General features: G+C 69.4%; 25 protein-coding genes and 1 rRNA gene. 17 read left to right on the top strand and 9 right to left on the bottom strand.

The features are described 5' to 3' along the window. Positions 1 to 62: 62 nt before the first annotated feature. Complete coding sequence (locus J5X86_RS42015) at positions 63 to 1289, bottom strand: PP2C family protein-serine/threonine phosphatase (RefSeq protein WP_014053905.1); 1227 nt, start codon at positions 1287 to 1289, stop codon at positions 63 to 65. A gap of 232 nt (positions 1290 to 1521) precedes the next feature. On the opposite strand from J5X86_RS42015, the gene J5X86_RS42020 reads away from it, so the two are divergent. Beyond that, positions 1522 to 2046, top strand: a complete 525-nt coding sequence (locus J5X86_RS42020) for an O-acetyl-ADP-ribose deacetylase (protein WP_208521893.1) — start codon at positions 1522 to 1524, stop codon at positions 2044 to 2046. Between the two features lie 65 nt (positions 2047 to 2111). On the opposite strand, the gene J5X86_RS42025 is transcribed toward J5X86_RS42020, so the two are convergent. Next, entirely contained in the window at positions 2112 to 3212 is a 1101-nt protein-coding gene (locus J5X86_RS42025; RefSeq protein ID WP_208521894.1) for a C40 family peptidase, read from the bottom strand. A gap of 445 nt (positions 3213 to 3657) precedes the next feature. On the opposite strand from J5X86_RS42025, the gene pstS reads away from it, so the two are divergent. From pstS to pstB, 4 genes are all read left to right on the top strand, one after another. Next, the gene (gene pstS, locus J5X86_RS42030; protein ID WP_208521895.1) at positions 3658 to 4779 is read left to right on the top strand and encodes a phosphate ABC transporter substrate-binding protein PstS; all 1122 of its coding nucleotides are present in this window, start codon (positions 3658 to 3660) and stop codon (positions 4777 to 4779) included. Between the two features lie 115 nt (positions 4780 to 4894). Further along, on the top strand, positions 4895 to 5884 hold the full coding sequence (gene pstC / locus J5X86_RS42035; RefSeq protein ID WP_208521896.1) for a phosphate ABC transporter permease subunit PstC: 990 nt from the start codon (positions 4895 to 4897) through the stop codon (positions 5882 to 5884). 115 nt (positions 5885 to 5999) lie between these two features. Next, positions 6000 to 7064, top strand: coding sequence for a phosphate ABC transporter permease PstA (gene pstA / locus J5X86_RS42040; RefSeq protein ID WP_208521897.1), 1065 nt, complete (start codon positions 6000 to 6002; stop codon positions 7062 to 7064). A 26-nt stretch (positions 7065 to 7090) separates the two neighbouring features. Continuing rightward, positions 7091 to 7867: a phosphate ABC transporter ATP-binding protein PstB gene (gene pstB, locus J5X86_RS42045; protein ID WP_093463590.1), complete on the top strand. Its 777-nt coding sequence runs from the start codon at positions 7091 to 7093 to the stop codon at positions 7865 to 7867. Positions 7868 to 8098: 231 nt separating this feature from the next. Here the strand turns inward: pstB and J5X86_RS42050 are convergent, their stop codons facing one another. After that, the gene (locus J5X86_RS42050; protein ID WP_208521898.1) at positions 8099 to 9097 is read right to left on the bottom strand and encodes an inorganic phosphate transporter; all 999 of its coding nucleotides are present in this window, start codon (positions 9095 to 9097) and stop codon (positions 8099 to 8101) included. 8 nt (positions 9098 to 9105) lie between these two features. Beyond that, positions 9106 to 9726, bottom strand: a complete 621-nt coding sequence (locus tag J5X86_RS42055) for a DUF47 domain-containing protein (protein WP_208521899.1) — start codon at positions 9724 to 9726, stop codon at positions 9106 to 9108. A gap of 191 nt (positions 9727 to 9917) precedes the next feature. On the opposite strand from J5X86_RS42055, the gene J5X86_RS42060 reads away from it, so the two are divergent. Beyond that, positions 9918 to 10322 carry a metal-sensitive transcriptional regulator gene (locus J5X86_RS42060; protein WP_059145907.1) on the top strand — a complete coding sequence of 135 codons (405 nt, stop codon included), beginning with the start codon at positions 9918 to 9920 and terminating at the stop codon, positions 10320 to 10322. 114 nt (positions 10323 to 10436) lie between these two features. On the opposite strand, the gene J5X86_RS42065 is transcribed toward J5X86_RS42060, so the two are convergent. Together J5X86_RS42065 and J5X86_RS42070 are read right to left on the bottom strand one after the other, a co-directional pair. Continuing rightward, entirely contained in the window at positions 10437 to 10667 is a 231-nt protein-coding gene (locus tag J5X86_RS42065) for a hypothetical protein (RefSeq protein ID WP_208521917.1), read from the bottom strand. Positions 10668 to 10866: 199 nt separating this feature from the next. Beyond that, positions 10867 to 11781 (bottom strand): hypothetical protein, encoded by a 915-nt coding sequence (locus tag J5X86_RS42070; RefSeq protein ID WP_208521900.1) that lies wholly within the window; start codon positions 11779 to 11781, stop codon positions 10867 to 10869. A gap of 96 nt (positions 11782 to 11877) precedes the next feature. Here J5X86_RS42070 and J5X86_RS42075 point away from each other — a divergent pair, with 96 nt between their 5' ends. Both J5X86_RS42075 and J5X86_RS42080 read left to right on the top strand, forming a co-directional pair. Then, positions 11878 to 12081 carry a hypothetical protein gene (locus J5X86_RS42075; protein WP_208521901.1) on the top strand — a complete coding sequence of 68 codons (204 nt, stop codon included), beginning with the start codon at positions 11878 to 11880 and terminating at the stop codon, positions 12079 to 12081. 144 nt (positions 12082 to 12225) lie between these two features. Further along, complete coding sequence (locus J5X86_RS42080; protein WP_208521902.1) at positions 12226 to 13842, top strand: FAD-binding oxidoreductase; 1617 nt, start codon at positions 12226 to 12228, stop codon at positions 13840 to 13842. Positions 13843 to 13947: 105 nt separating this feature from the next. Here the strand turns inward: J5X86_RS42080 and J5X86_RS42085 are convergent, their stop codons facing one another. Together J5X86_RS42085 and J5X86_RS42090 are read right to left on the bottom strand one after the other, a co-directional pair. Beyond that, positions 13948 to 14658 (bottom strand): phosphatase PAP2 family protein, encoded by a 711-nt coding sequence (locus tag J5X86_RS42085; RefSeq protein ID WP_208521903.1) that lies wholly within the window; start codon positions 14656 to 14658, stop codon positions 13948 to 13950. Positions 14659 to 14894: 236 nt separating this feature from the next. After that, on the bottom strand, positions 14895 to 15902 hold the full coding sequence (locus J5X86_RS42090) for a bifunctional lytic transglycosylase/C40 family peptidase (protein ID WP_014053891.1): 1008 nt from the start codon (positions 15900 to 15902) through the stop codon (positions 14895 to 14897). A gap of 224 nt (positions 15903 to 16126) precedes the next feature. On the opposite strand from J5X86_RS42090, the gene J5X86_RS42095 reads away from it, so the two are divergent. From J5X86_RS42095 to J5X86_RS42135, 9 genes are all read left to right on the top strand, one after another. Continuing rightward, complete coding sequence (locus J5X86_RS42095; protein WP_014053890.1) at positions 16127 to 16375, top strand: DUF397 domain-containing protein; 249 nt, start codon at positions 16127 to 16129, stop codon at positions 16373 to 16375. 320 nt (positions 16376 to 16695) lie between these two features. Continuing rightward, on the top strand, positions 16696 to 17004 hold the full coding sequence (locus J5X86_RS42100) for a hypothetical protein (protein WP_009716148.1): 309 nt from the start codon (positions 16696 to 16698) through the stop codon (positions 17002 to 17004). A gap of 322 nt (positions 17005 to 17326) precedes the next feature. Continuing rightward, positions 17327 to 18217, top strand: a complete 891-nt coding sequence (locus J5X86_RS42105) for a hypothetical protein (RefSeq protein WP_208521904.1) — start codon at positions 17327 to 17329, stop codon at positions 18215 to 18217. Then, on the top strand, positions 18207 to 19538 hold the full coding sequence (locus J5X86_RS42110) for a hypothetical protein (protein ID WP_208521905.1): 1332 nt from the start codon (positions 18207 to 18209) through the stop codon (positions 19536 to 19538). The genes J5X86_RS42105 and J5X86_RS42110 overlap by 11 nt, the downstream gene beginning before the upstream one ends. A gap of 2 nt (positions 19539 to 19540) precedes the next feature. Then, positions 19541 to 21097, top strand: coding sequence for an SCO6880 family protein (locus J5X86_RS42115; protein ID WP_208521916.1), 1557 nt, complete (start codon positions 19541 to 19543; stop codon positions 21095 to 21097). Between the two features lie 49 nt (positions 21098 to 21146). Further along, a complete protein-coding gene (locus J5X86_RS42120; RefSeq protein ID WP_243982882.1) occupies positions 21147 to 22541 on the top strand; it encodes an ATP-binding protein in 1395 nt (464 codons plus the stop codon). Between the two features lies 1 nt (position 22542). Continuing rightward, positions 22543 to 24429, top strand: a complete 1887-nt coding sequence (locus J5X86_RS42125; RefSeq protein ID WP_208521906.1) for a type IV secretory system conjugative DNA transfer family protein — start codon at positions 22543 to 22545, stop codon at positions 24427 to 24429. A gap of 224 nt (positions 24430 to 24653) precedes the next feature. Continuing rightward, on the top strand, positions 24654 to 24857 hold the full coding sequence (locus J5X86_RS42130) for a transposase (protein ID WP_208521907.1): 204 nt from the start codon (positions 24654 to 24656) through the stop codon (positions 24855 to 24857). A gap of 117 nt (positions 24858 to 24974) precedes the next feature. Then, a complete protein-coding gene (locus J5X86_RS42135) occupies positions 24975 to 26177 on the top strand; it encodes an epoxide hydrolase family protein (RefSeq protein WP_208521908.1) in 1203 nt (400 codons plus the stop codon). Between the two features lie 265 nt (positions 26178 to 26442). Here J5X86_RS42135 and rrf read toward each other — a convergent pair. Next, positions 26443 to 26559 (bottom strand): 5S ribosomal RNA (rrf, locus tag J5X86_RS42140). Between the last annotated feature and the right edge of the window lie 18 nt (positions 26560 to 26577).

Below are 26577 nucleotides of genomic sequence, written 5' to 3' on the forward strand. Positions count from 1 at the left end.
AAGCGGCGCGGGAGACAGGCACCGGGCGCCGGGCGGCAGACAGCGGAACGGGCCGCGGCCGATCAGCCGCGGTCCAGCAGGAGCACCGCCAGATCGTCGGTCAGCTCCCCGCCGTTCAGCGACCGCACCTCGGTGACGGTCGCGTCCAGCAGCTCCTCGCCGCGCCGCCCCTCCGCGACCTGACGGGCGACGATCTCGACCATTCCCTCCTGGCCGAGCCGCTGCACCCCTGCTCCGACGCGACCCTCGATCAGCCCGTCGGTATACATCATCAGGCTCCATGCCCCGCCGAGCTCGACCTCGCGGCGCGGCCAGCGGGCGTTCGGCAGCAGGCCGAGCGCTGGGCCGTTCTCGTCGGTGGGCAGCAGCCGGGGCGCCATGCTCGGGCGGATCGCCAGTGGTGAGGGGTGCCCGGCCAGGCAGACCCCGGCCCGGCGGCCGTCCGGCGCGATGTCGACGGTGCACAGTGTGGCGAAGATCTCATCGTCGGCGCGTTCGTTCTCCAGCACTTGCTGAAGGGTGCCGAGTAGCTGATCGCCGCAGAGCCCGGCGAAGGTCAGGGCGCGCCAGGCGATGCGCAGCTCCACCCCGAGGGCGGCCTCGTCCGGGCCGTGGCCGCAGACGTCGCCGATCATCGCGTGGACCGTGCCGTCCGGGGTGCGGACGGTGTCGTAGAAGTCGCCGCCGAGCAGGGCCCGGCTGCGGCCGGGCCGGTAGCGGGCGGCGAACCGCAACCCCGAGCCGTCCAGCAGCGGGGTGGGCAGCAGTCCGCGCTCCAGCCGGGCGTTCTCCTGGGCGCGCAGCCGCGACTCGGTGAGCTGGCGCTGGGCGAGGTCGGAGCGTTTGCGCTCGACGGCGTAGCGGATGGCGCGGCTGAGGATCCGGCCGTCCAGCTCGCCGCGGAAGAGGAAGTCCTGGGCGCCCACCCGCACCGCCTCGGCGGCGCGCTCGGCGTCGTCCTCCGCGGTCAGGACGAGGACGGCGTGCAAGGGCGCGAGCCGCAGCACCTCGTGCAGCGCGGCCAGCGAGTCCGCGCCGTCGCGGCCTGGGCCCGGGAGGGCCAGGAGGATGCACTGCACCCCGTCGGTGAGCAGCCGGCTGGCCTCGGTGAGATTCCGCGCCGTACGGATACGGACTCGGTTACCCTCGGTATCCAGCATCTCGGGAACGTTGAAGGCACCGGACGGATCGTCCTCGATCACCAGCAGGGTGAGCCCGTTGTCGGGCAGGGCGGCGGGACCGGCCTGCGGGGCCGGTGCCTCCCGTTGCCTCGGCACGGGTACGGACATCGCTCGATTCCTTCCCTCCCCCCGAGGGCGCGCACCGCCGACCGGTGGAGCGCAGTGGGATTCCGGTACGCACACCGACTGGTCGGTTTCAGCGACCCCAGAGCGCGGGTACCGGATATTGCCAGGCGACCTTAGCGCTAGGCGGCCGTTTCATGGAATGACCTCCAGGCACCGACTTTTGTCATATGCCGCACGTCATGCGGCACTTGGTGGCCCGGGAGACAATCCCGGGATGACGAACATCACGCTGGCGCTGGGGGACATCACGGAGCAGAGCGTCGACGCGGTCGTGAACGCGGCCAACTCCTCCCTGTTGGGAGGGGGTGGCGTCGATGGAGCCATCCATCGACGGGGCGGATCCGACATTCTGGATGAATGCCGCGATCTGCGTGCGTCGCGTTATGGCAAGGGCCTTCCGGCCGGACAGGCGGTCGCCACGACAGCCGGCCGACTGCCCGCCCGCTGGGTGATCCATACGGTCGGACCGGTCTTCTCCACTACCGACGACCGCTCGGCCACGCTCGCCTCCTGCTACCGGGAGTCACTGCGGGTCGCCGATGAGCTGGGCGCCCGTACGGTCGCCTTCCCGGCCGTCTCCACCGGCGCCTACCGCTGGCCCCTGGACGACGCGGCCCGGATCGCGCTCACCACCGTCCGCGCTGCGGACGCCGCGGTCACCGAGGCCCGCTTCGTCCTCTTCGACCAGCGCGCGTACGACGCCTTCGAGACGGTCCTGAACGGGCTTCCGCCGGCCTGAGGCGACCGGGCGGACCCCGGCCCGCACCAGCGGACCGGGCCCCGCCGCACTCCCCCGCGTCCGTACTACCTCGCGTCCGGCCGGACCACACCCAGGATGGGCATCGAGCCCGCGCCCGCGACCGTGACCTGACGGCCGGGGCGGGGGGCGTGGATCATCGCGCCGCTGCCCACGTACATCCCCACATGGCTCGCGTCCCTGAAGTAGATGATCAGATCACCCGGGCGCATGGCCTTCGTGCTCACCTTCGGCAGCAGCCTCCACTGCTCCTGCGAGGTCCGCGGGATCGCCCGGCCGGCCGCCGACCACGCCCGCTGGGTCAGCCCCGAGCAGTCATAGGTGTCCGGGCCCACCGCGCCCCACACATAGTTCTTGCCGAGCTGGGCCCGCGCGAAGTCGACCGCGCGCCCGCCCATCGCGGTGGCGCCGCTGCCGAGCTCCCGCAGTATCCCGGTGTCCAGCCACTTCGCCTGCGCGCCACGGGCCTTGTCCTCCTCCAGCCGGCGCAGCCGCTCCCGTTCGTCCTTCGCCAGCCGCGACTCCAGCCGCTGCGCCCGGGCCAGCTTGCGCAGGATCTCCTTCTTCGCCGCCGCCTTCTTCGCCCGGCTCCGGTCCAGCCGCTCCCACTCCAGGGATGCCGAGTCGGCGTAGCGGTCGAGCGCCACCTGGGTGCGCTCCAGACGGCCGATCAGGCCGTGGGTCGCCTTTTCACCCTTGCGGGCGAGCGTCACACCGTCGAGGAACTCGCCCGGATCGCCGTTGAGGAGCAGCCGCGCCTCCGCCGGCATCCCGCCGCCCCGGTACTGCGCCCGGGCCATCGCCCCGGCCCGCTTGCGCAGCCCGGCCATCTCCTTCTGGGCCTTCACCACGGCTCGGGCGATCTTCAGGATGGCCTTCTCCTGACGGGCCTGTTTCTCCCGCGCCAGGTTGTACGCGTCCGTGGCGGACTCCGCCTTGCGGTAGAGCCCGTCGACCTCCTGATGGACCTCCTCCAGGCTCTGGCCTCCGGTCGCGCCGCCATCCGCCCCGCCGCCCGGCCCCGGAGCCGGTCCCGGCTCGCCGGGCGCGGCGTACGCCGTCTCCGGCACGGCCGACAGTCCCAGCGCACAGACCAGCGCGGTGGCCGCGGCGACGCTCACACCCCTCCCTCTCCCGTCCCGCCTCACCCGCGGTCTCCTCTCGTTCCGTTCCGGCCGGGCGCGCTCCTGTCCCTCTCGCGCGCCAGACCTGACGTACCGGCACGTAGGGACGGATAGTGACATGCCGTACCGCAATTCGACAGAGACACGCGGTGGTTACGCCGGCAGCCACCCCGAACCGGTTCACCGGACGGGTGTCGCACAGGTGTCGGACGGACCCGGCGCGACCTCCGCAAGGACGTCGCCCGGCTCGGGATCAGGCCGTGACCTGGCCGTGACATGGCCACCACACTGACGGCCGAGGTTCACCATCCGTTAACTCACCCCCTCAGGCCGCTTCACCTGATCTGCCTACTTTCGGCCCTACTGAGCGTGAGCCGAGTACGGCTCCGGCGCACGCCGCACCAAGTGCGCTCCACCCAATCTCGCGCGCCGTCCCCCAACCGGCGGCTCCTGGAAGGAACTCCTGAAAGTGAAGCTTCAGCGCAAGAACCGGCTTCGCGCCATCACCGCCGGTGCCCTTGCTGTCTCCGGCGTCCTTGTCCTTACGGCGTGCGGTTCCGACGACAACAGTGACTCGGGCGGCGGCGGCTCCAAGGCCGCCTCCAACATCAAATGCGACGGCAAGGGGCAGCTGCTGGCCTCCGGCTCGTCCGCGCAGAAGAACGCCATGGACCTGTGGATCAAGACCTACGGCGAGGCCTGCAAGGACACCAAGCTCAACTACAAGGCCACCGGCTCGGGCGCGGGCATCCAGGAGTTCATGCAGGGCAAGACCGCCTTCGCCGGCTCCGACTCGGCGCTGAAGCCCGAAGAGGTCAAGTCCTCCGAGAAGATCTGCAAGGGCGGCAAGGCCATTGACCTGCCGATGGTCGGTGGCCCGATCGCCGTGGGCTTCAACGTGCCCGGCGTCGACAAGCTGACGCTGAACGCCGATGTCCTCGGCAAGATCTTCAACTCCGAGATCAAGAAGTGGGACGACCCCGCGATCAAGGCGCTGAACAAGGACGCGAAGCTCCCGAGCCTCAAGATCCAGGCGTTCCACCGCTCCGACGAGTCGGGCACCACGGACAACTTCACCAAGTACCTCAAGGCCGCCGCCCCGAAGGCGTGGCCGCACGAGCCGGGCAAGGCGTGGGAGGGCGAGGGCGGCCAGTCGGCCGACGGCTCCTCCGGTGTCTCCTCGCAGGTCAAGCAGGTCTCGGGCGCCATCTCGTACTTCGAGCTGTCCTACGCGACCGCGAACAGCATCAAGACCGTCGACCTGAACACCGGCGCCTCCGCCCCGGTCCAGGCCACCGTCGAGAACGCCTCCAAGGCCATCTCCGAGGCCAAGATCAAGGGCACCGGCAGCGACCTGGCCCTCGACCTGGCGTACGACACCAAGGCGGACGGCGCTTACCCGATCACCCTGGTCACCTACGAGATCGCCTGTGACAAGGGCAACAAGGCGAGCACCCTCGCCGCGACCAAGTCCTTCCTGACCTACGTCGCCAGCGAGGACGGCCAGACCTCCCTCAAGGAGCTGGGCTACGCCCCGCTGCCGACCGAGATCGCCAACAAGGTCCGCGAGAGCGTCAAGAGCCTCTCCTGACCCGAGTGCGGCTGACTCCGCCGCGGCAATCGCCGCGGCGGAGTCAGCCGCATTGTCCGGTGCACCGCCGCACCAGGAGCCTCATCCGCATCAGGCTCCGCAGACCGGAGAACTCATGAAAACGGATATAGAACCCACATCATCAGCCGCCGGGTCTCCACCCAAGGTCAGGACCCGCTCCACCGGCCGCGCCGGTGACAAGATCTTCCTCGGCCTCTCGCGGGGTTCCGGTATCGCTCTGCTGGTGATCATGGCGGCCATCGCGGCCTTCCTCACCTACCGCGCCGTCATCGCGATCTCCAAGGACGAGGCCAACTTCCTCACGTACTTCGAGTGGAACACCGGCTCCTCGCCGATGCGGTTCGGCATCGCCGTCCTCGCCTACGGCACGGTCGTCAGCTCGATCATCGCCATGGTCATCGCGGTCCCGGTCGCGGTGGGCATCGCGCTGTTCATCTCGCACTACGCCCCGCGCCGGCTGGCCACTCCGGTCGCCTACGTCATCGACCTGCTCGCCGCGGTCCCCAGCATCGTCTACGGCCTGTGGGGCGCGCTCTTCCTGGTCCCGCATCTGACCGGGCTGTACACCTGGTTCGACGACTACCTGGGCTGGACCGGGATCCTCAGCTACCAGGGCGGCGCCGCGCGCTCCCTGTTCACCGTGGGCATCCTGCTGGCGATCATGATTCTGCCGATCGTCACCAGCGTGAGCCGCGAGGTGTTCCGGCAGGTCCCGAAGATGCACGAGGAGGCGGCGCTGGCGCTCGGCGCGACCCGCTGGGAGGTCATCCGGATGTCGGTCCTCCCCTTCGGCCGCTCCGGCATCATCAGCGCCTCGATGCTGGGCCTGGGCCGTGCGCTGGGCGAGACCATGGCGGTCGCCACCGTGCTGTCCCCCAACTTCCTGATCGAGACCAGCCTGCTGGACCCGGGCGGCGGCACCTTCGCCCAGAACATCGCCAGCCGCTTCAAGGAAGCCGGTAACGACGGCCGCGACGCGCTGATCGCCTCCGGTCTCGTGCTGTTCGTCATCACCCTGCTGGTGAACGGCGCCGCGCGAATGATCATCGCCCGCCGCAAGGAGTACTCGGGGACCGCGGCATGAGCGACGCACGCGCGGCCACCGGGCCGCAGAAGACGACGAAAGCCGCACCTCTGCGCCGCGCGGGCGACAGTCACATCAGCTGCTGGCGCAGCGGAGCGAATGTAAGGGGCACGGCATGAGTAACGCAGTCGTTAGCAAAGGCTCGCACCGCGCTTCGAGCCTCCAGCAGGCCCGTCTGCCGCGGTGGACCCCGTACGCCCTGGTCGTCGGCTCGGCGGCGGTGGGAGCGGGCATCGGCACCGCCCTGGGAATGGGCAATCCGCTCCAGTGGGGCCTGTTCGCCGCCCTGGTGTTCATCATCGCCACGTACATCCTCGGCGCCGTGGTCGAGGGAGGCCGGCAGGCCAGGGACCGGCTGGCCACCAGCCTGGTCTGGGTCTGCTTCCTGCTCGCCGTCATCCCGCTGCTCTCCCTGCTCTGGGAGACCATCGACCGGGGCCGGACCGTGCTCGACGGCTACTTCCTGGGCCACTCCATGGAGGGTGTGCAGACGATCCTGCCCGGCGGTGGCGCGTACCACGCGATCATCGGCACCCTGGAGCAGGTCGGCCTCGCCACGCTCATCGCCGTTCCGATCGGCCTGCTGACCGCCATCTACCTGGTGGAGTACGGCCGCGGCCGGCTCGCCAAGGCCGTCACCTTCTTCGTCGACGTGATGACGGGTATCCCCTCGATCGTCGCCGGTCTGTTCATCCTCAGCTTCTGGATCATCATTCTCGACTTCAGCTACTCGGGCTTCGCCGGTGCCATGGCGCTGGCCATCCTGATGATGCCGATCGTCGTCCGCTCGACCGAGGAAATGCTCAAGCTCGTCCCGGACGAGCTGCGTGAGGCGTCCCTCGCGCTCGGCGTGCCCAAGTGGCGCACCATCCTCAAGGTGGTGCTGCCCACCGCGATCGGCGGAATCACCACGGGTGTGATGCTCGCGGTCGCCCGTATCGCCGGCGAGTCCGCCCCCATCGTGCTGCTGGTCTTCGGTGCCGCCGGGATCAACAACAACCCGTTCGAAGGCGCCCAGTCGTCGCTGCCGTACTACATCTACGAGCAGTGGCAGCTCGGCAACGATGCCTCCTTCAACCGGGCCTGGGCCGCGGCGCTCGTGCTCATCGCCTTCGTCATGATCCTGAACCTGGTGGCCCGCGGCATCGCCCGCTGGAAGGCCCCGAAGTCCGGCCGCTGAGGCCAAGAAGAAGAGAAGTGATTCACATGGCCAAGCGCATCGACGTCAGCGGGCTTACGGCCTACTACGGCACCCACAAAGCCATCGAGGACATCTCGATGACGGTCGAGCCCCGCTCGGTGACCGCCTTCATCGGCCCCTCGGGCTGTGGCAAGTCGACCTTCCTGCGCACCCTCAACCGGATGCACGAGGTCACCCCCGGCGGCCGGGTCGAGGGCAAGGTGATGCTCGACGACGAGAACCTCTACGGCTCGGGCGTGGACCCGGTCTCCGTGCGGCGCACGGTCGGCATGGTCTTCCAGCGCCCCAACCCGTTCCCGACGATGTCCATCTTCGAGAACGTCGCCGCCGGGCTGAAGCTCAACGGCTCGTACCGTAAGAGCGAGCTCGAGGCCGTCGTCGAGAAGTCCCTCAAGGGCGCCAACCTGTGGAACGAGGTCAAGGACCGGCTGAACAAGCCGGGCGCCGGGCTCTCCGGTGGTCAGCAGCAGCGGCTGTGCATCGCCCGCGCCATCGCGGTCGAGCCCGATGTGCTGCTGATGGACGAGCCCTGCTCGGCGCTCGACCCGATATCGACGCTCGCCATCGAGGACCTGATCGGTGAGCTCAAGGAGCGCTTCACGATCGTCATCGTGACGCACAACATGCAGCAGGCGGCGCGCGTCTCGGACCGTACGGCCTTCTTCAACCTGGCCGGCGTCGGCCAGCCCGGCAAGCTCATCGAGATCGACGAGACCGAGCGGATCTTCTCCAACCCGTCGGTGCAGGCGACCGAGGACTACATCTCGGGCCGCTTCGGCTGACCAGGCTCCTCGCCCCACTGTGGGCGAGGACAGAACGTCCTGCGGTGCTGCATGGCGGTGCCACCGCAAGACGAAGGGCCCGCCCCTGGCTCCCGGGGGCGGGCCCGCTTTCGTGTGTCTGCTTCGTGGATCTGCTTCGTGGATCTGCTTCGTGGATCTGCTTCGTGGATCTGCTTCGTGTATCCGCTTCGTGTATCCGCGTACGGCGGTCGGCCGGAGCGCTTGCGGCGGTCAGCCGAAGGCCAGGTTGACGATCCAGTAGCTGAGCGCGGCGACTCCGGCCGCCGCGGGCATGGTGATGAACCAGCCGAGGATGATGTTCTTCGCGACCCCCCAGCGGACCGCGCTCACCCGCTTGGTCGCCCCCACGCCCATGATCGCCGAGGTGATCACATGGGTGGTCGAGATGGGTGCCTGGAACATGAACGACGCTGTGTACATGACCCCGGCCGCCGTGGTCTCCGCCGCGAACCCCTGCGGCGGGTCCAGCTCGATGATCCGCCGTCCCAGCGTGCGCATGATGCGCCAGCCGCCCGCGTAGGTGCCGAGCGACAGCATCGCGGCGCAGGAGATCTTCACCCACACCGGAATCGCGTCGCCTTCGTCCTCGACACCCCCGATGACCAGGGCCATCACCACTACACCCATGGTCTTCTGGGCGTCCTGGAGACCGTGGCCGAGCGCCATGCCCGCCGCCGAGACGGTCTGCGCTATCCGGAAGCCGCGCTTGGCCTTGTGCGGGTTCGCGCCACGGAACAGCCAGAGGATGATCACCATCACGAAGTAGCCCAGTACCAGGCCGACGATGGGAGAGAGGATCATCGGGATGACGACCTTCTCCAGCACCCCATCCCAGTGGACCGTGCTCGCCCCCGCCAGCGCCGCGCCGACCAGCCCGCCGAACAGCGCGTGCGAGGAGGAGGACGGCAGACCGTAGTACCAGGTCACCATGTTCCAGGTGATCGCGCCGACCAGCCCAGCGAACAAGATCATCATGCCTTGGTCGCCGGTGGGGGTGGCGATCAGGCCCTCACTGACGGTCTTGGCGACACCGCTGCCGAGGAAGGCACCCGCGAGGTTCATCACGGCAGCCATCGCGAGCGCCGCCCTGGGGGTCAGCGCCCGGGTGGAGACCGAGGTCGCGATGGCGTTGGCCGAGTCGTGGAAGCCGTTGGTATAGGTGAAGAAGAGCGCGACCGCGATGGTCACGACAAGCGCGAAGGTGTCCATGCCCGGGCTCAGGACTCCTTGACGGCGATGGTCTCGACCGTGTTGGCCACGTGCTCGAAGGCGTCGGCCGCTTCCTCCAGCACATCGACGATCTGCTTGAGCTTGAGCACCTCTATGGCGTCGTACTTACCGTTGAAGAGGTGGGCCAGGAGCTTGCGGTGGATCTGGTCCGCCTGGTTCTCCAGCCGGTTGACCTCGATCCAGTACTCGGTGAGGTTGGTCATGGTGCGCAGATTCGGCATCGCCTCGGCGGTCAGTTCGGCCGCCCGCGCCAGCACCTCGATCTGCTGCTCGACCCCCTTGGGCAGCTCGTCGACCTGGTAGAGGACGACCAGGTCGACGGCCTCCTCCATGAAGTCCATGATGTCGTCGAGGTTCGAGGCCAGGCGGTAGATGTCCTCACGGTCGAACGGCGTGATGAAGGAGGAGTTCAGCTGGTGGAAGATCGCGTGTGTGGCGTCGTCCCCCGCGTGCTCCGCGGCCCTCATCCGCTCCGCGATCTCGGCACGAGCGGAGGAGTCCGCCCCGAGCAGTTCCATCAGGAGCTTGGAGCCAGTCACGATGTTGTCCGCGGACGCGGCGAACATATCGTAAAAGCTCGTCTCCCTGGGGGTCAGACGAAAGCGCACTGGGGATCCTCGGATGCAGCGGATGGGGACTCGTCGATGCTAGGCGCATCTTCCGGCCACGGTAACCGGCGATCCCAGTGTCGCCCATCGGGCAGAGTGCTCAGCACGGGGGCCCGGTTCGACCAGAAAAGCCGGTACCATATACCCACTGGGGGTATATGCGGACATTGCGTAATCAACGGGAGGACGCCATGACGACCACGGCAGCCGACACCACCGCGCCCACCGACGGCGACGAGCGGGGCCAGACGTCCGGGCATACTTCCGCCCAGGAGTCCGTACCCCACGGTGGCCATGGATACGCCAAACAAAAGGATCAGCACCTCAAGCGTTTGCGCCGGATCGAGGGCCAGATCAGGGGACTGCAGCGGATGGTCGAGGAAGACGTCTACTGCATCGACATACTCACCCAGGTCTCGGCCGGCACCAAGGCGCTCCAGTCCTTCGCCCTCCAGCTGCTCGAGGAGCATCTGCGCCACTGCGTCGCCAGCGCGGCCGTGGAGAGCGCGGCCCAGGGCGAGACGGAGGGCACGAGCGAGGTCGACGCCAAGGTGGCCGAGGCCACGGCGGCCATCGCCCGGCTGCTGCGGACCTGAGCTCGCACCACCGGCACGGCCCGTCCCGGGCGGGGGTATGACCGCAGTCGGGCGCAGGCAGGGCCGCTCGCCGGACGGGGCCGCTGGGCACCCGCCGGCGAGACGGCGACTCCGCTACGGAGCGTCCGGGACCCCGGCCTCCGGGGCGCCCGTCGATTCCTCGGCACCCCTTGCGCCCTCGGCGCGGTCAGCGTTATTGGCACCCTTGGTCCGCTTGGCGCCATTAGCACCCTTGGACCCCTTGGCTCCCTCGGCCGAATCTGATCGGTCGGCCTGCACCCGGAGCACCTCGTCGATACGGTCCGTACTGAGCCTGTCCTCGTCCGCGCTCGACGCAGCGATCATCAAGTCACCATAGAGATCGATTTCGACGAGGGCCACGGGGTCCGGGCCCGACGAGCCGCGACGCGCAACCACGTGTTTCACCTCCTCCAGCGAGCACCTGCGAGCACTTTCGAGCAGCGGCTTCCCAGCGTAGGGATCGGTACACACTCCGCGCATGGCACGGATGGGCCATTTCGAAGGGCAAAGCGGGCCCCTCCGACTACTTCTGAGGTGATCCGACCTTTCCTGTGTAGATATCCGTGGGCTTGGGGAGCTCGACCACGGCCGGCGCCCCGAAGTCGTACAGCTCCGTCGTCGAGGCGACTCCCACCGCACCGCGCCGCCCGGCGGTGTCCGGCCCCGCCGTCGCCTCCTGGCCGTCGGTCCGGCTGCTCACCGTGAACCGGTGCCGCACCTCGCGCAGCCGGCCGAGCCCGTCGAGATACGCGTCGAAGGTCACCGTGTTCTCGTCGAACCCCCTCGCCGCGGCCACCAGCGACCCCCGCGCGCCCTCCGACGCGACCCGGGCCGCCCGGCCGATGTCGGTGATGCCGCGATAATGGCGCACCAGATCCCCGCCGAGCCCCTCCTCGCCGACCAGGCTGGCCTTGCGCACCCCGCGCAGCAGTTCGGCGGCGGTCAGCGGATCCGTGGCCCCGCCGGTGACGAGATTGCCGTCGGGAATGTCCGTCGTATCCACCCGCACCCACTTATCGCGGGGAATGCCCGCTCCGCGATTGCGCATGAAAAGCGCCCCGGAGGCCAGGAGTTCGGTGATCGGCGCATGCTCGGCGGCCCCCATCGCGTCCCTCGGCAGCAGCAGCCGCAGCCGACCCAGCCGCTTCTCGAAGTCGTACGCACCGCTGCCGCGGATGGACACGCGGGTGCCGCCCGTCGCCGTCTCCATGGTGGTGCGGACCCGTGAGCTGCCCGATCTGACCAGCACGTCCGCGGCCCGGTGCAGCACCGTGACCGCGCTCTCCCGCGCCGTGCCGCCGGGGCGTTCATCGGCCGCGGTCTCGGTGGAACAGCCGCTGACGGTCGCCAGCGACACGGCCAGCAGGCCGCCCGACACGACACCGGCGACCGCTCTCAGTCGTCTCCGTACGCCGAGCCCGCGCTGCTGGAACTCCATCGACCGCCGACCCCCTGGCCACGCTCGTCCACGCTTGATACTTGTTCGTTTAACGATCAGGACCGGTGGCCCGTCACGGCCCGGTAGCGTGGTCATGTGCTCGACTCAGGCGACATAGGCCCCGGCCAGGACCGCACCACCACCGTGGAGAAGGGCTCCTTCTCCACCGCCCGCTGCACCTGCGGCTGGTACGGTCCGGCCCGTCGCGCCAGAGGCACCGCCCGCGACGACGCGGCGGCTCATGCGACGGCCCGTCACTCCCCGTCCGACACAAGCGATTCATCGGACTCGTCCGATTAGTGGGGCTTGTCCGTCCCCCGACAACACTTCGGCAACGAGCGGAACCACATCCCCCGGTCCCTCCCTCTGACCCAGGGACCGGGCCGGCTTCGCGGTGGCCCGGTCGACGGTTGAGAACAGCGTCGACAGGGAGGGGACACCGCCATGAACCGGCGGACACTGCTGGCAGCGGGCACGGGGCTGACGGCCACCGCCACATGGGCCACCGCGTGCGACGACGACGCGGGAAAGGCCGGCGGTGACGGGACCTCCGCCGACTCCGCCTCCTCCTCGGCGCCGGACGCCCATTCGGCTTCCGCGAGCGGCAGGCGCGGCGCCGTCGACGGCAAGCCGAAGTCCGCCGACTGGAGCGCGCTCGGCAAGGACCTGCAGGGCGACCTGGTGCGCCCCGGCGACTCCGACTACACCTCCGCCAGCCGGCTCTACAACACCCGGTTCGACCATCTGCGCCCCGCCGCCGTCGCCTATATAGAGAACACCTCGGACATCTCCGCCTGTCTGGACTTCGCCCGCCGCCATGGCGCCCCTGTCGCCATCCGCAACGGCGGTCACTCCTACGCCGGGTGGTCGAGCGGCGACGGCCGTCTCGTCATCGACGTCTCCGCGCTCTCGTCGATCCGTACGACCTCCGGGGAGGCGCGGATCGGTGGCGGTGCCAAGCTCATCGACGTCTACACCTCACTCGGCGCCCGCGGGGTCACCGTCCCCGGCGGTTCCTGCCCGAGCGTCGGCATATCGGGGCTGACCCTCGGCGGCGGCCACGGTGTGGTCTCCCGGGCGTACGGGCTGACCGCCGACAGCCTTACGGGCGCGACGATCGTCACCGCGGACGGTAAGGCCCTCGAAGTCTCCAAGAACCGCGAGGCCGATCTGTTCTGGGCGCTGCGCGGCGCGGGCAACGGCAACTTCGGCGTCGTCACCGAACTGCGGTTCCGTACGCATGAGGCGGCCGACGGCGTGACTTGCTATATGTCATGGCCATGGTCTAAGGCCGCGAAGGTGCTGAGCGCCTGGCAGAAGTGGGGCCCGGACCAGCCGGACGAGATCTGGTCGGCGCTGCATCTGTCCGCCGCCCCCGGGGGCACCCCCACCGTCTCCATCAGCTGCTTCTCGCTCGGCACCTACAGCGCGCTGCAGAACGCGGTGGACCGGCTCGCCGACGGACCGGGCGGCCCCGGCCCGGCCACACAGGTCAGCCTGCGCCGCCGCGGCTACGTCGACGCCATGCGGATGTACGCGGGCTGCGGCGACACCTCGACGACCAACTGCCATCTGCCGGGCGACAAGCCCGGCCACAGCACGTCCGGGGTGCTGAATCGCGAGACCTACGCGGCGCGCTCGGACTTCTACGACCGCTCGCTGAGCCAGGCGGGCGTACGGGCGATGCTCGACCAGGTGGAGCGCTACGGCCGGCGCACCGACGGCGGGGGCGCGGTGAGCATCGCGCTGACCGCGCTCGGCGGGGCGGTCAACCGGGTCTCGCCCACGACCACGTCCTTCGTCCACCGCCGCTCGCGGTTCCTCGCGCAGTACACCGCGTCCTGGGCGGCGAGCGGCTCGGGCACCGCGGGCAACGCCTGGCTGGACGGGGCCCATACGGCGATGCGGCGGTACGCCTCCGGAGCGGCGTACCAGAACTACACGGACGCGTCGCTGAAGGACTGGCGCTCGGCCTACTACGGCTCGGCCGCCGACAAGCTGACGCGGCTGAAGAAGCGTTACGACCCGGACCGGCTCTTCGACTTCCCGCAGGCGCTGTGAGGCCGTTCGCCGACGAGGGGAGCCGGAGATGACAGAAGGCCCGGCAGCCGCCGGGCCTTCGTCGCATCCGTAAGGAGGCCGTCAGGCGTATCCGTAAGGGAGCCGCTAAGCCGCCAGATCCTTGTTCCCGTGGTCGCCGCCCGCTGAGCGGGACTCGGAGAGTTCCGCACATGCCTCGTCCGCGCCCTGGTCGGCGGCGGGCTCGGCCCGTATCAGCCTGCCGACGCGCGAACTCGCGATCGCGGTGGTCAGCGGTGTCAGCAGCATCATCGCGAGCGGCGCCAGCAGCAGCGTGACCGCCGTCCCCAGGGCGAACCCGCCGATCACATCGGTCGGGTAGTGGACCCCCATATAGACGCGGCAGAACCCTTCCAGCAGCGCGAGCCCTATCGCGGCCACCCCGTAGGCGCGGTGGGCCATGAAGACGCCGACGGCGACCGCCATGGTCAGCGTCGCGTGGTCGCTGACGAACGAGAAGTCGGTCTTGCCCGCCACCAGGACGTCGAGCCCCTGGTGGTCCATGAAGGGCCTCGGCCGCTCGACGAAGCCCCGGATCGGGATGTTGGCGATCAGCGCCAGCCCGGCGGCCAGCGGGGCCCACACCAGCCCGGCGACGGCGGACGGCGCCTCCTGCGGCCGCTTCCGCACGCTCCACCAGGCGGCCAGGGTCACCAGGGCGAGCCCGATGATGATCCCGTACTCGCCGACGAACTCCATGACGCGGTCGAACCAGTGGGGGGCGTCCTTCGCCAGCCCGTTGATGTCGTAGAGAAGGCTGACATCGGGGTTCGACCCGTCCAGTGCGAGTCCAGCCATGTGCCGTAGCCCCTTATCTCTTGCCTGTCACTACGTGCAGCTGCCGACCCCCCGTAATGCCTTGCGATCCGTGGCATCGCGACCGGCGCCGGAGAGTCCGCCGTCGATCCACGCTGATCCACGCTCCGATCCACCTCCAGGGAACTCCCTCTTCTCGCCGGGGGTTCCGTACTCCACCCAACGATCACCGGGACGTTATCGAAGGGTGACCGATCGTCGCAGCTCAGGGGGAATCCTTACGCGGAGTTCGCCCGCGGCAGCGCTTTCGCGCCATCTTGAGTCACCCGTGTAGCACCGATGTAGTCCGGCGAGTCGATCTTGTCAAAACGGATCACCGCACCGGTGTAGGGCGCGTTGATCATGTAACCGCCGCCCACATACATCCCCACGTGGTGGATCGATCTCGGGTCGTCGAGGTCATAGGCGAAGAAGACCAGATCCCCGGGGAGCAGCTCGTTCCGCTTGGGGTGGGGTCCGGCGTTCCACTGGTCGTTGGCGACGCGCGGCAGGTCGATCCCGACCGTCTTGTACGCCGCCTTCGTCAGCCCCGAGCAGTCGAACCGCCCGCCCTCCTCCGGCGTGCCGTTCCCGCCCCACAGATAGGGCTTGCCGAGCTGCTTCTGCGCGAAGTAGATCGCCCCGGCCGACTGCTGGGAGGGCTGGACCTTCTGGATCGGCGCCTCGAAGCTCTTGGCGAGGGTGGTGATGGTCTTCACGTAGTTCTGGGTCTCGCGGTAAGGCGGCACCCCGCCGTACTTGATCACGGCATAGGCGCCCGCGTTGTACGAGGCCAGCATGTTGTGCGTCTGATTGCCCGGCACATCCTTGACGTACTTGGCGAGCGAGCAGTCATAGGCCGCCGCCGACGGGATCGCGTCCTGCGGGTCCCAGATGTCCCTGACGCCGTCCTTATTGCCGTCGACCCCGTGCGAGGCCCAGGTGGCGGGGATGAACTGCGCTATCCCCTTGGCGTTGGCCGGGCTCTGCGCCTTCGCGTTCCAGCCGCTCTCCTGGTAGAGCTGCGCGGCGAGGAGAGCGGGATTGATGGCGGGGCAGGAGTTCCCGTACTGCTGGATCAGCGGTTCGTACGAGGAGGGAACGGAGCCCTTCGCCAGCCCGACGGCCTTACCGCCCGCACCGCCGATGAGATCCGCCGCGACCATATAGGTGCCGACGACGAGCAGCGCGACGAAGGAAAAGGAGACTCCGATACCGACACTGACACCCAGCCAGACCTTACGCACCCGGCCATCCTCCCCCATCCGCCCGCGATGCGAACGCGTTTACGTCCCCACGGCGAAAATCAGCCGCTCCCCAGCCGAAACCATACGGCGGCCGCCGACGCGCGCCCCCTTATGCGCCGCCCACCCGCCCCGCGCGCCTCACCGCTCCGCCCAGGCCGCCTCTCGCGGGGTCGCGCAACGCGTAGAGTCCAGCCGTCCGAGCACCACGACCCTGGGGACCGCAGATGACACGGCGCGACTGGCAAGAGCTCGACTGGCAGCGGGCCGCACCCGCCGACAGCGAGGAGGGTCGCGCCTACCTCGAGGTGGCCGTGGGCCCCGACGACCAGATCCTGATGCGCGAGAGCAACGACCCGGAGACCGTCGTCGTCACGACCCGGACCAAGTGGGAGGCGTTCATCAAGGGCGTCAAGGCGGGCGAGTTCGACGACTTCGCCGACCTCGCGGAGGCCGACGAGCCCGCGGGGAAGTGAGCGTCTGATGGCCCTTCACCGATGCCCCTCTGGCTCTCACTGACGGCCTTCACCGCCGGTCCTCACCGCCGGCCCTCACCGCCGGCCCTTACCGATCGTTGCCCGACGCTCACCCGCGTGATACACAGAGTGACCATACGACCCTCCATTGACACGCCTCACACGTCCGCCAGACGGCCGTGTCCCACAACACGCACGAGATCCGCCAAGAAATGCCGCCAAGTCGACATGCGGAAGCGGATTCATCAGCGAAGATAGAGGCTGACCCACGCCATACCGGCGGGGGGACACAACAACCCACAAGGGGCGGTGAGTTCATCATGTTCCTAGCGGCCGAAAAGGGCGACATCAACACCATCATCGGTGGAATCGCCCCAGACTGGGGCCCGTTCGGCAGTCTGGGCAGCGAGGCCCGCGTCATGATCGAGGTCGTGATGGCGGTCGCACTGCTGCTGTGCTTCGGCATCGCCATCTGGGGCGCGGCCAAGCAGCGGATCGGCGCGACGGCCCTGCGGGACACCTTCAGCGCGGAACAGGGCAAGGGGCTGATCGTCGCCGGCCTGACCGGTGTGTTCATCATCGGATCACTGGGCACCCTCTTCACGATCGTGTACGGCATGGCCATCTAGCCGCGCCCCCGCCCGCCTCCGAGCCGCCCCCCCCTGCGCGGGGCGCACACCCCTGGCCGCAAGCCCCCGCTCCCGATTCCCCCTACCGGTCCCCCACCCCGTACCCGAGGCTGCTCCCTGATGCCCGCTCCCGCTCACCACGCTGAGGACGTGTCAGCTTGATGTCCACTCACACCAGCGCGCCCGAGCGTCAGTCCTCGCCGTTACCGTCGTATGCGGGTGACGGAAGAGGGACCATGGATGACGCGGCCGGCACGATCGGCAGGCTCGGCGGGATCAGCAGTCTCGGCAGGCTCGGCACGGGTGAAGGGGCGTACGCAGGATGAGTCTCGGCGGCGACGACGGATACGGCGGTGACTACGAGGGCCATGAGGCGCGCCGCGGCCGCGGCGCGGCCCCTGGAGATCACCTGACGCGCACCCGCCTGCCCGAGGGCGACGGCGACCCCTACGGCCCACCCCGCCGAGCCCCCGGCCGCGCCGGCAAGCCCAGCCGCAACCTGATCACCGTGGTCAGCGTCGTCGTCCTGCTCCTCGCGGCCATCGCCTTCGTCAACCGCGGCGGCGGCAAGGACGGCGACTCCAGCAGCGACGACACCGGCGGCACCGGCACCGAAGCCCGCCCCACCGCCCCCACGGGCGAGCGCCCGGTCGACGGCAAGAACAACACCACGGGCATCGCCTCGGGCTTCGCCAAGTCGGAACAGGGAGCCGAGAGCGCGGCGGCGAACTATGCGGTGGCGCTGGGGTCCGCCGATATGTACAACCGCGACCGACGCCATGAGATCGTCCCCCAGATCTTCACCAGCGCTGCCGCCGACCGGCTCCAGAGCAGGCTCGACAAGGCCTACTCCGAGGCATCCCTGGAGAGAATCGGCCTGGACGCGAACGGTAAGGCGCCCGACGGCATGACCTACGTCTCGCGTACCGCCCCCGTGGGCACGAAAGTCGGCAAAGTCTCGGACACCAGCGCGACCGTCGCGGTCTGGTGCACCGGCGTATTCGGCACGGCCGGAGAGGGATCGAAGAACCCGGTCACCAACGACTGGTTCACCCTGACGCTCAAACTGCGGTGGGTGAACAACGACTGGAAGGCCGAGAGCTACTCGCAGAAGGCCGGTCCGGCACCGGTCAACAGCGACCGCACCGCGTCCACGGCCGATGAGATCGCCAAGGCAGTCGAGCAGTACGGAGGGTTCACCTATGCCCGCTAGCCCCCGCCGACGCGCTCTCACCCTCGCCGGAGCCCTGGCTTCCGTGCAGACGGCCGCCATCCTCCTGGCCGGCCGCGCCGCGGCGGCACCGAGCCCCACCCCGACCCCGTCGGACGACGGTCACTGCGGCGACATCATCGGCCCCGCACCCTGCGGTAAGGATTCCGGCGGCTCCAGCGGCCCCCCCGACCCCTCCAACCCCCTGGACCCCGCCGCCTCCCTCGCCCGCGGCTGCGCCGACGCCGCCTCCTGGCTCGTCGGCAAGCTCTCCAAGCTGGTCAAGGAGACGGCCACCGTCGACTTCACCAACGAGGCCTTTCTCCGCCAGTACGCCGTCGTCTTCGCCGCCTCCACCGTCCTCACCCTCATTCTCTGGCTCCTCGCCGTCGCCAAGCGCGCCATCCGCGGCGTCCCCCTCGGCGAGGCGCTCTCCGAAGCCATTGGCTTCCTCTGGCTGACGGTCCTGGCCTCCGCGTTCACCCCTCTCATCCTCTATACGGTCGTCACCGCGACCGACGCCGTCACCGAAGCCATCGCCTCCGGCACCGGTGCGGACAACGACGCCTTCTTCGGCTCCTTCGCCCAGGCGCTCAAGCGGGACGAGGACATCGGCGGCGGCCCGATCATGCTCATCGTCGTCTCGCTCGTGACGATCCTCGCCGCCGGCGTCCTCTGCCTCGAGCTCGTCATCCGCGCCGCCCTCCTCTACGTGGGCGCGCTGCTCGGCACCGCCGTCTACTCGGGCCTCGTCGACAAGAACATGTGGGGGCATGTGCGCCGCTGGGCCGGGATCATGATCGCCGTGATCCTCGTCAAGCCGGTGATCATGATCGTGCTGGCCCTCGCCGGCGCGCTCTCCACCTCCGGTGACAAGCCCGACGCCTTCTCGGCCGTCGTCTCCGGCCTGTCCATCATCATCCTCGCCATCTTCGCCAGCGCGATGATCTACCGCTTCGTACCCGGCTTCGGCGACGAGATCGTCAAGGCCCGCAGCGCCAGCTCCGACCCCGCGTCTCGCCAGGCCGCCGCCGTCATCACGTCCCCCGCCGCCCTGGTGAAGCAGGGCATCAACGCCCACAGCGCCCGCGGCGGAGGCGAGACCGGTGGGGGCGGCGGCGCCCCGGGGCAGGCCAAGCCCGCCAACCCCGTCTCCGGCGGCGTGGCGGCCCACAGCACCCGCACCAGCGGCGGAGGCGGAGCCTCGGGCGGCGGGGGCGGCGGCCCCGCGTCCGCCAGCCGCACCGGCCACACCGGAGGCTCTCGCGGCGGCTCCGCCACTAACCGCGGCTCCGGCAACAACTCGGGAGGTGACCGACGGTGACGATCGACGCCCAGTCGCACCCCATCGCGCCCCGTCGCACATATCTGATCGGGCGCCCCCGCCCGAACGCGGTCGTCGGCAAGAACCGCGAGACCGGCGAGATCGCACTGATCATCGGGGGAGCCTTCATCGGAATGATGTGCGGCCTGCTGGTGCAGGTGCTGATGTTCCGCATCGTCGCCCTGGTCGGCTTCCCCACCCTCGCCCTCGCCGCCGTGTACGTCCCGTACAACGGGCGGACGTTCTACCGGTGGTTCGAGATCAACCGCTCCTACAAGCGCAGCGTCCGTAAGGGCACCACCGCCTACCGCTCCGGCGCCACGGAGGCCGGCACCCGCCTCGACGGCCGGGAGATCGAGGTCGGCCCGCCCCCCGGCATCGGCCGGATCAACTGGCTGGCGGCCCCCTTCGGCCCCGACGAGATCGCCGTGCTCCTGCACGCCGACCGCCGCACCGTCACCGCCGCCATCGAGATCGAGGGCCCCGGCGTCGGACTGCGCGACAGCGAGGACCAGGAAGCCCTCGTGGACCGGTTCGGCACCCTGCTCAAGCATGTGGCCAACGGCGACGGTTTCGTGACCCGTCTGCAGATCCTGGCCCGCACCCTCCCCGCCGACCCCGACGCGCACGCCAAGGACGTCGAGCGGCGCGGCGACCACCAGGCCCCCAACTGGCTCAAGGACTCCTACGACCAACTGCAGTCCATGGTCTCCACCTCCTCCGAGCAGCACCGCGCCTATCTCGTCGCCTGTATGCACTACACCCGTGACCTCGCCGCCGAGGCCCAGGCCATCGCGCGCGCCGCGCGCCACAGCGGCGCGGGCCGCCGCCTCGACAAGGACGCGGGCCTCGCCGTGGTGATGGCCCGTGAGCTCACCGACATCTGTGCCCGGCTCGCCGAGGCCGACATCCGGGTGCGGCAGCCCCTGGGGCAGGGGCGGCTGGCGTCGCTCGTCCACTCCATGTACGACCCGGACCACCCCATCGACCACATCCAGGCGATGACCAAGCGGAACGCCTGGCCCGCCGAGCTGGACGCCATGGAGCCCACATACCTCCAGGCCAAGACGCGCGAGTCGAGCACCCGCGAGCCCTGGTGCCACTCCACGGCCTGGGTGAAGGAGTGGCCCATGACGCCCGTCGGGGTCAACTTCCTGGCCCCGCTGCTCGTCCACACCCCCGATGTCATCCGTACGGTCGCCGTCTGTATGGACCTCGAGCCCACCGAGGTCGCCATCGAGCGGATGCTCACCGAGAAGACCAACGACGAGGCCGAGGCCAGCCGCGCCGCGAAGATGAACCGCACCGTCGACCCGCGCGACATCGCCGCCCACGGCCGGCTCGACCAGCGCGGCGAGGATCTCGCCAGCGGCGCCGCGGGCGTCAACCTCGTCGGCTACATCACCGTGTCCTCCCGGTCCCCGGAGGCCCTCGCGCGCGACAAGCGGACCATCCGGGCCTCGGCGGGGAAGAGCTATCTCAAGCTGGAGTGGTGTGACCGCGAGCACCACCGGGCTTTTGTGAACACGTTGCCGTTCGCGACCGGCATCCGCCGATAGAGACGACTGGGACGACAGGGACGATAGGGGCTCCGCAGTGGCCGATCCGATGAGCGCCGTCACCGATGCGTTCACCAGCTTTCTGTTCGGAAAGGTGGAGACGACGCGGCTGCCCGTGCGCACCTCCACCGGCCAGGCGCAGGCCGTCTATCTGCCCACCGCGGCCCCCGGCCTCGGCGACTCCGGCGTGATCATCGGCCGCGAGGTCTACTCCGGCAAGGGCTATATCTACGACCCCTTCCAGCTCTACGGCCAGCAGCTGCCGGCCCCTCACTGGCTGGTGCTCGGCGAGTCCGGAAACGGAAAGTCGGCCCTGGAGAAGACCTACGTCCTGCGTCAGCTGCGGTTCCGCGACCGCCAGGTGGTGGTGCTGGACGCCCAGGGTGAGGACGGGGTCGGCGAATGGAATCTCATCGCCCAGGAGCTGGGGATAACGCCTATCCGGCTCGACCCCATGGCGGCCCTGGACGGCGGTATCCGCCTGAACCCCCTGGATCCGGCGATCACCACGACCGGTCAGCTCGCCCTGCTCCGCACGATCATCGAGGTCGCGATGGGGCACGGGCTCGACGAACGCTCCGGGTTCGCCCTGAAGGTCGCGCACGCCTACGTCAACGAGACCATCGTCGACCGCCAGCCGGTGCTGACCGACATCGTGGAGCAGCTGCGCCACCCCGAGGAGGATTCGGCGGCGGCGATGAACGTCGATATAGACGATGTACGGGCCTGGGGCCTCGATGTCGCCCTGGTGCTGGACCGGCTGGTCGACGGCGATCTGCGCGGTATGTTCGACGGCCCCACCACGGCCGGAATCGATCTGGACTCACCCCTGATCGTCTTCGACCTGTCCCATATCGATCGCAACTCGATCGCGATGCCGATCCTGATGGCCATCGTGGGCGTCTGGCTGGAGCACACCTGGATCCGTCCCGACCGTAGGAAGCGCATCTTCCTGGTCGAAGAGGCGTGGCACATCATCAACTCCCCCTTCGTCGCCCAGCTCTTCCAGCGGCTGCTGAAGTTCGGGCGACGGCTCGGCCTTTCCTTCGTCGCCGTCGTCCACCATCTCTCCGACGTGGTCGACGGCGCGGCGGCCCGGGAAGCCGCGGCCATCCTCAAGATGGCCTCCACACGGACGATCTACGCCCAGAAGGCGGACGAGGCACGGGCCACCGGCCGCGTCCTGGGCCTGCCCCGCTGGGCTGTCGAGATCATCCCGACGCTCTCCCCCGGTATCGCCGTATGGGACGTCAACGGCAACGTACAGGTCGTCAAACACCTGATCACCGAGGCCGAGAGGCCCCTGGTCTACACCGACCGGGCGATGACGGAGGACGGGCTGGCCGTGCAGATGGCGGCCGAGGCGGAGGCCGAGGAGCGAGCCGCCGCGGCGGTCGAGGCGGAAACCTACGGCGGGCCGTCGTACGGATCCACGGTGGCGTGAGATGGCAGCGGGACAGAACCACGGCGGGTCCGCGGAGCACGGAAGACCTCCGTCCACGGAAGGCGGCATTCCGGACGGTCTGCTGATCGGCGCCATCGGCCTCCTGCTGGGCACGCTCGGCCTGATGTGGTCGGCGACCGGGCTGGCCGGGCTCTTCGCCCGCGGCGCCTGGCCGGACAACCTGACCTTCATGCGGACACCGGTGGCGCTGCGCCATCTGGTGCAGGAGCCCCAGGACCTGGCGGCGGCATGGCCCAGCACCCCGAAGGACCAGCTGTCGGGGTACGGGCTGTTCTGGGGCGTCTTCATCAGTGAGCTGATGGTGCTGATCGTGCTGACGATCTTCGTGATCGGCACACTGGCCCGCTACCGGACGGTCCGTACCCAGCGCCGCGCCGACCGCGCGACCGCCCGCGCGGAGGCTGCGGAGGCGGCGGAGGCGAAACGACTCGGCCTTACGGGCGCGGGCGCCGCCAAGGACGGCTTCGGAACCGGCAACGGTACGAGGAGGGAGCCGACCCCAGGCACCGAGGCGCCACCCCCGCCCGCACCGGTCCCCGGAAGCGGCCCAGCGGCCGCAGGAGCCGCCTCCGGCCCCGCCGCCAGACCCTCTGAGGGCGCCTCGGCCTCCTGGCCCGAGAGCGCCGCTCCAGGCCACTCCGTCGGGCCCCCGGCACCGGCCGAGGCGGTTCCCGGCAACGGCCTCGTCGCACCCGTCGCCGGTCACCCCCACGAGGCCGAGGCCGTCGCCGCTGAGGCGGCCACCGGGACGGGCCACCAGCCGCATCCCCACATCGCCGAGCAGAGAGCCCGCGCGCAGGGCGCCCCCACGGACGGCGCGAGCACACCGCCCGCCCACGACGGCCTGTACGCCCCGCTCGGCCCCGACCCGGTGTCCGCTCAACCGCTCCCCACTCCCCGCACCGACCCGCTGACGGCAGCCGGCCTTCCCGACGGCGAATTGGCCCAGTCCCGTGTCCTCTTCGGTGCCCAGCGCGGCGAGTCCGCGGCCCACACCGTCCTGGAGGCCGTCGGCCCCGTCCTGGTCGTCACCAGCGATCCCGAGCTCTGGTCCACGACCAAGGACGCCCGCGCCAAGCTGGGCCCCACCCACGTCTTCGATCCGTCCCATCTGCTCGACACCCCCGCCCGGCTGCGCTGGAACCCGGCGTCGGACTGTGGCTCCCGCGATATCGCGGCCGCCCGCGCCGCCGCCCTCCTCGCCCCCGTACGGCCCATGCACGCCATGGACCGGCCCATGGCGGAAGCCGCGGAGACGATGCTCCGCTGCTGGCTGCATGCCGCCGCGGTGGACGGCCGGCCCTTCCGCCATGTGCACCGCTGGGCGCAGGGCAGCTCGGCCCACGAGCCCGTGAAGATCCTCCGTACGCATCCCAAGGCGGCGGGCGGCGCGGCCGGCGAGCTGGAGGCCAATCTCACCGCACACCGTGAACGCCGCGATATGGCCCAGGAGCTGACCGCCCGTGCCCTCGGCGCACTGTCCTCGATCCACATCCGGGACGCCTGCAATCCGGGCCGCGCCGACACGCTCGCACTGGAGTCATTCGTCGCCGAAGGGGGAACGCTGTATCTGATGGGTGAGTCCATCGAGGACCCCCGAGCCCATCCGGGTGCGATGCCCCTCTTGACCGCACTCGCCTCAGACGTGGTCGAGCACGGCCGGCGCATGGCCGAACGGTCATCCTCCGGTCGGCTCGACCCACCACTGACCCTCGTCCTGGACGACGTCGGCGCCGTAGCCCCGCTCCCGGCGCTCCCCGATCTCCTCACCCAGGGCGCGGCCCAGGGCCTGCCCACACTGGCCCTGATGCGCTCCCAGGAACAAGCACGAGCCCGCTGGCCCCACCGCTCCCTGGTGGGCCAGTAGTCGGGCTACTGAACTTGATTGGGTGATGTCGGGCCCGTTCGCCCGACGAGGGCAAGTCGGTCCGTTAGCCCTATGGGTGTGAGATACGCACGGGGCGGTGGGTTGACCGATGCCGGGGGCCGCGCGGGCGGCACGGCTGGTCGTGGCAGCAGCCCGGCGGGCGGTCGAGCGCGACGAGGCGGCCGTGGAGCTGCGGAAGAGGGAGGTATGGCCGCTGGCTCACCGTGTTCCAGCTGCCCTCGTACGCACCCGACCTCAACCCTCAGGAGGGCATCTGGTCGATGGCCAAACGCGACATCGGCAACCTCGCCGCAGCCGACCTGAGACAGATCACCAGGGCCGTGAGGCGCAGGCTCAAGCAGATCCACTACCGCCCAGACCTGGTCGACGGCTGCCCCGCCGGCACCGGCCTGGTCATGGACGGCTGATGTCGGCGGCCAGTTCACGTTCCCCAAGGACGACCAGTACGGGTCTCACGCAGCGTGGCCGGCGCGGAGGGGACCGGGGCATCTGCTGGTGGGCACCCGGACGTAACACGCGCCGACATGACAACGTTGGCTGACAAGAGCATCCATCCGTTCCGTATTTGCACCCCGCAAGGCGAGCTGGACGATCTGCACGAGCGTCTTGACCGCACCCGGTGGCCGGACGAACTGCCCGGAGTGGGCTGGGCCTATGGGATCCCCCGGGACTACCTCAAAGAGTTGGTGCAGTACTGGCGGTACGAGTACCACTGGCGTGCCGCGGAGGCCGCGCTGAACGAGTGGCCGCAGTTCACCACCACGATCGACGGGGCGAACATCCACTTCGCGCACATACGGTCGCCGGAGCCGGAGGCAACCCCATTGGTCATGACGCACGGCTGGCCGGGCTCGATCGTCGAGTTCGCGAAGGTCGTCGGTCCGCTCACCGACCCCCGCCCCCATGGCGGCGACCCGGCCGATGCGTTCCACTTGGTGCTGCCGAGCATCCCCGGCTTCGGACTGTCCGGCCCGACCAGGGAGACCGGCTGGGAGTTCCGCCGGGCGGCCGCCGCGTTCGCCGAGTTGATGGAGCGCCTCGGCTATCAGCGATACGGAGTGCAGGGCGGTGACTGGGGAGCGGGCATTTCCCGGGAGATGGGCCGAACTCGGCCCGACCAGGTCATCGGCGTCCACCTGAACCTGCTGCCGAACTCGGCTGCGACACAGGAGCCCGACGCGGACGAGCTGGACGCGCTGAGCCCGATGGAGCGCAAGCGCACGCTGGCCTCCTGGGCACGCATGCAGCAGTGGAACCGTGACCGCCAGGGCTATGCCGACATCCAGGCCACACGCCCGCAGACCCTCGCCTACGCCCTGACCGACTCACCCGTGGGCCAACTGGCCTGGATCGCAGAGAAGTTCAAGGAGTGGACCGACTCACGGGAGTACCCGGAAGATGCCGTCGACCGCGACCAGATGCTCACCAACGTGATGCTGTACTGGCTGACCCACACGGCCGGCTCGTCCGCCCGCATCTACTACGAGCGAGCGCACGCCGACTACTGGGGCACACCCCCCGAACCCTCTGCAACGCCGACCGCGCTGGCCGACTTCCCACGGGACAACTTCATCCCGCTGCGGCACATCGCGGATCGCACGAACAACATCGTGCAGTGGACGCAGTATGACCAAGGCGGGCACTTCGCGGCCATGGAGCAGCCGGAGCTGCTGGTCGGCGACGTAAGGAAGTTCTTTCGTAAGCTCCGCGAGGCCGCCACGGGGTGATCGCTGCCGGGACACCTCGGGTATGCCATGACCACCCTGGGTTCCCGGGCCCCCGGCACACCCGCTCGTAGCCGACGAAGACGACTCGCGTCAGCCGGAAGCGGTCGCGAGGCCGTCGGCACATCATCCGATGGTGCTTATCGGGGCCTCTCTTTCGTGCGCAGGTGGGGACGAATATCGCGGCGAACAACGAGGCGAATATCGAAGCGAACGCAAAAAAGCCTCGGTCCCGAGCACTGAATGCTCGGGACCGAGGCTAAAGATTGTTCGGCGGTGTCCTACTCTCCCACAGGGTCCCCCCTGCAGTACCATCGGCGCTGAAAGGCTTAGCTTCCGGGTTCGAAATGTAACCGGGCGTTTCCCTAACGCTATGACCACCGAAACACTATGAAACTGAACC

The sequence above is a fragment of the Streptomyces sp. NEAU-YJ-81 genome (assembly GCF_017592595.1).
In the GTDB taxonomy this organism is placed as follows: domain Bacteria; phylum Actinomycetota; class Actinomycetes; order Streptomycetales; family Streptomycetaceae; genus Streptomyces; species Streptomyces hygroscopicus_B.

Bases quoted from the DNA above. Each gene is read 5' to 3' on its own strand.
- J5X86_RS42015 (WP_014053905.1), bottom strand. From the start codon at position 1,289: ATGTCCGTACCCGTGCCGAGGCAACGGGAGGCACCGGCCCCGCAGGCC.
- J5X86_RS42020 (WP_208521893.1), top strand. From the start codon at position 1,522: ATGACGAACATCACGCTGGCGCTGGGGGACATCACGGAGCAGAGCGTC.
- pstC (WP_208521896.1), top strand. From the start codon at position 4,895: ATGAAAACGGATATAGAACCCACATCATCAGCCGCCGGGTCTCCACCC.
- pstA (WP_208521897.1), top strand. From the start codon at position 6,000: ATGAGTAACGCAGTCGTTAGCAAAGGCTCGCACCGCGCTTCGAGCCTC.
- pstB (WP_093463590.1), top strand. From the start codon at position 7,091: ATGGCCAAGCGCATCGACGTCAGCGGGCTTACGGCCTACTACGGCACC.
- J5X86_RS42050 (WP_208521898.1), bottom strand. From the start codon at position 9,097: ATGGACACCTTCGCGCTTGTCGTGACCATCGCGGTCGCGCTCTTCTTC.
- J5X86_RS42060 (WP_059145907.1), top strand. From the start codon at position 9,918: ATGACGACCACGGCAGCCGACACCACCGCGCCCACCGACGGCGACGAG.
- J5X86_RS42065 (WP_208521917.1), bottom strand. From the start codon at position 10,667: ATGATCGCTGCGTCGAGCGCGGACGAGGACAGGCTCAGTACGGACCGT.
- J5X86_RS42070 (WP_208521900.1), bottom strand. From the start codon at position 11,781: ATGGAGTTCCAGCAGCGCGGGCTCGGCGTACGGAGACGACTGAGAGCG.
- J5X86_RS42080 (WP_208521902.1), top strand. From the start codon at position 12,226: ATGAACCGGCGGACACTGCTGGCAGCGGGCACGGGGCTGACGGCCACC.
- J5X86_RS42085 (WP_208521903.1), bottom strand. From the start codon at position 14,658: ATGGCTGGACTCGCACTGGACGGGTCGAACCCCGATGTCAGCCTTCTC.
- J5X86_RS42095 (WP_014053890.1), top strand. From the start codon at position 16,127: ATGACACGGCGCGACTGGCAAGAGCTCGACTGGCAGCGGGCCGCACCC.
- J5X86_RS42100 (WP_009716148.1), top strand. From the start codon at position 16,696: ATGTTCCTAGCGGCCGAAAAGGGCGACATCAACACCATCATCGGTGGA.
- J5X86_RS42105 (WP_208521904.1), top strand. From the start codon at position 17,327: ATGAGTCTCGGCGGCGACGACGGATACGGCGGTGACTACGAGGGCCAT.
- J5X86_RS42110 (WP_208521905.1), top strand. From the start codon at position 18,207: ATGCCCGCTAGCCCCCGCCGACGCGCTCTCACCCTCGCCGGAGCCCTG.
- J5X86_RS42120 (WP_243982882.1), top strand. From the start codon at position 21,147: ATGAGCGCCGTCACCGATGCGTTCACCAGCTTTCTGTTCGGAAAGGTG.
- J5X86_RS42125 (WP_208521906.1), top strand. From the start codon at position 22,543: ATGGCAGCGGGACAGAACCACGGCGGGTCCGCGGAGCACGGAAGACCT.
- J5X86_RS42135 (WP_208521908.1), top strand. From the start codon at position 24,975: ATGACAACGTTGGCTGACAAGAGCATCCATCCGTTCCGTATTTGCACC.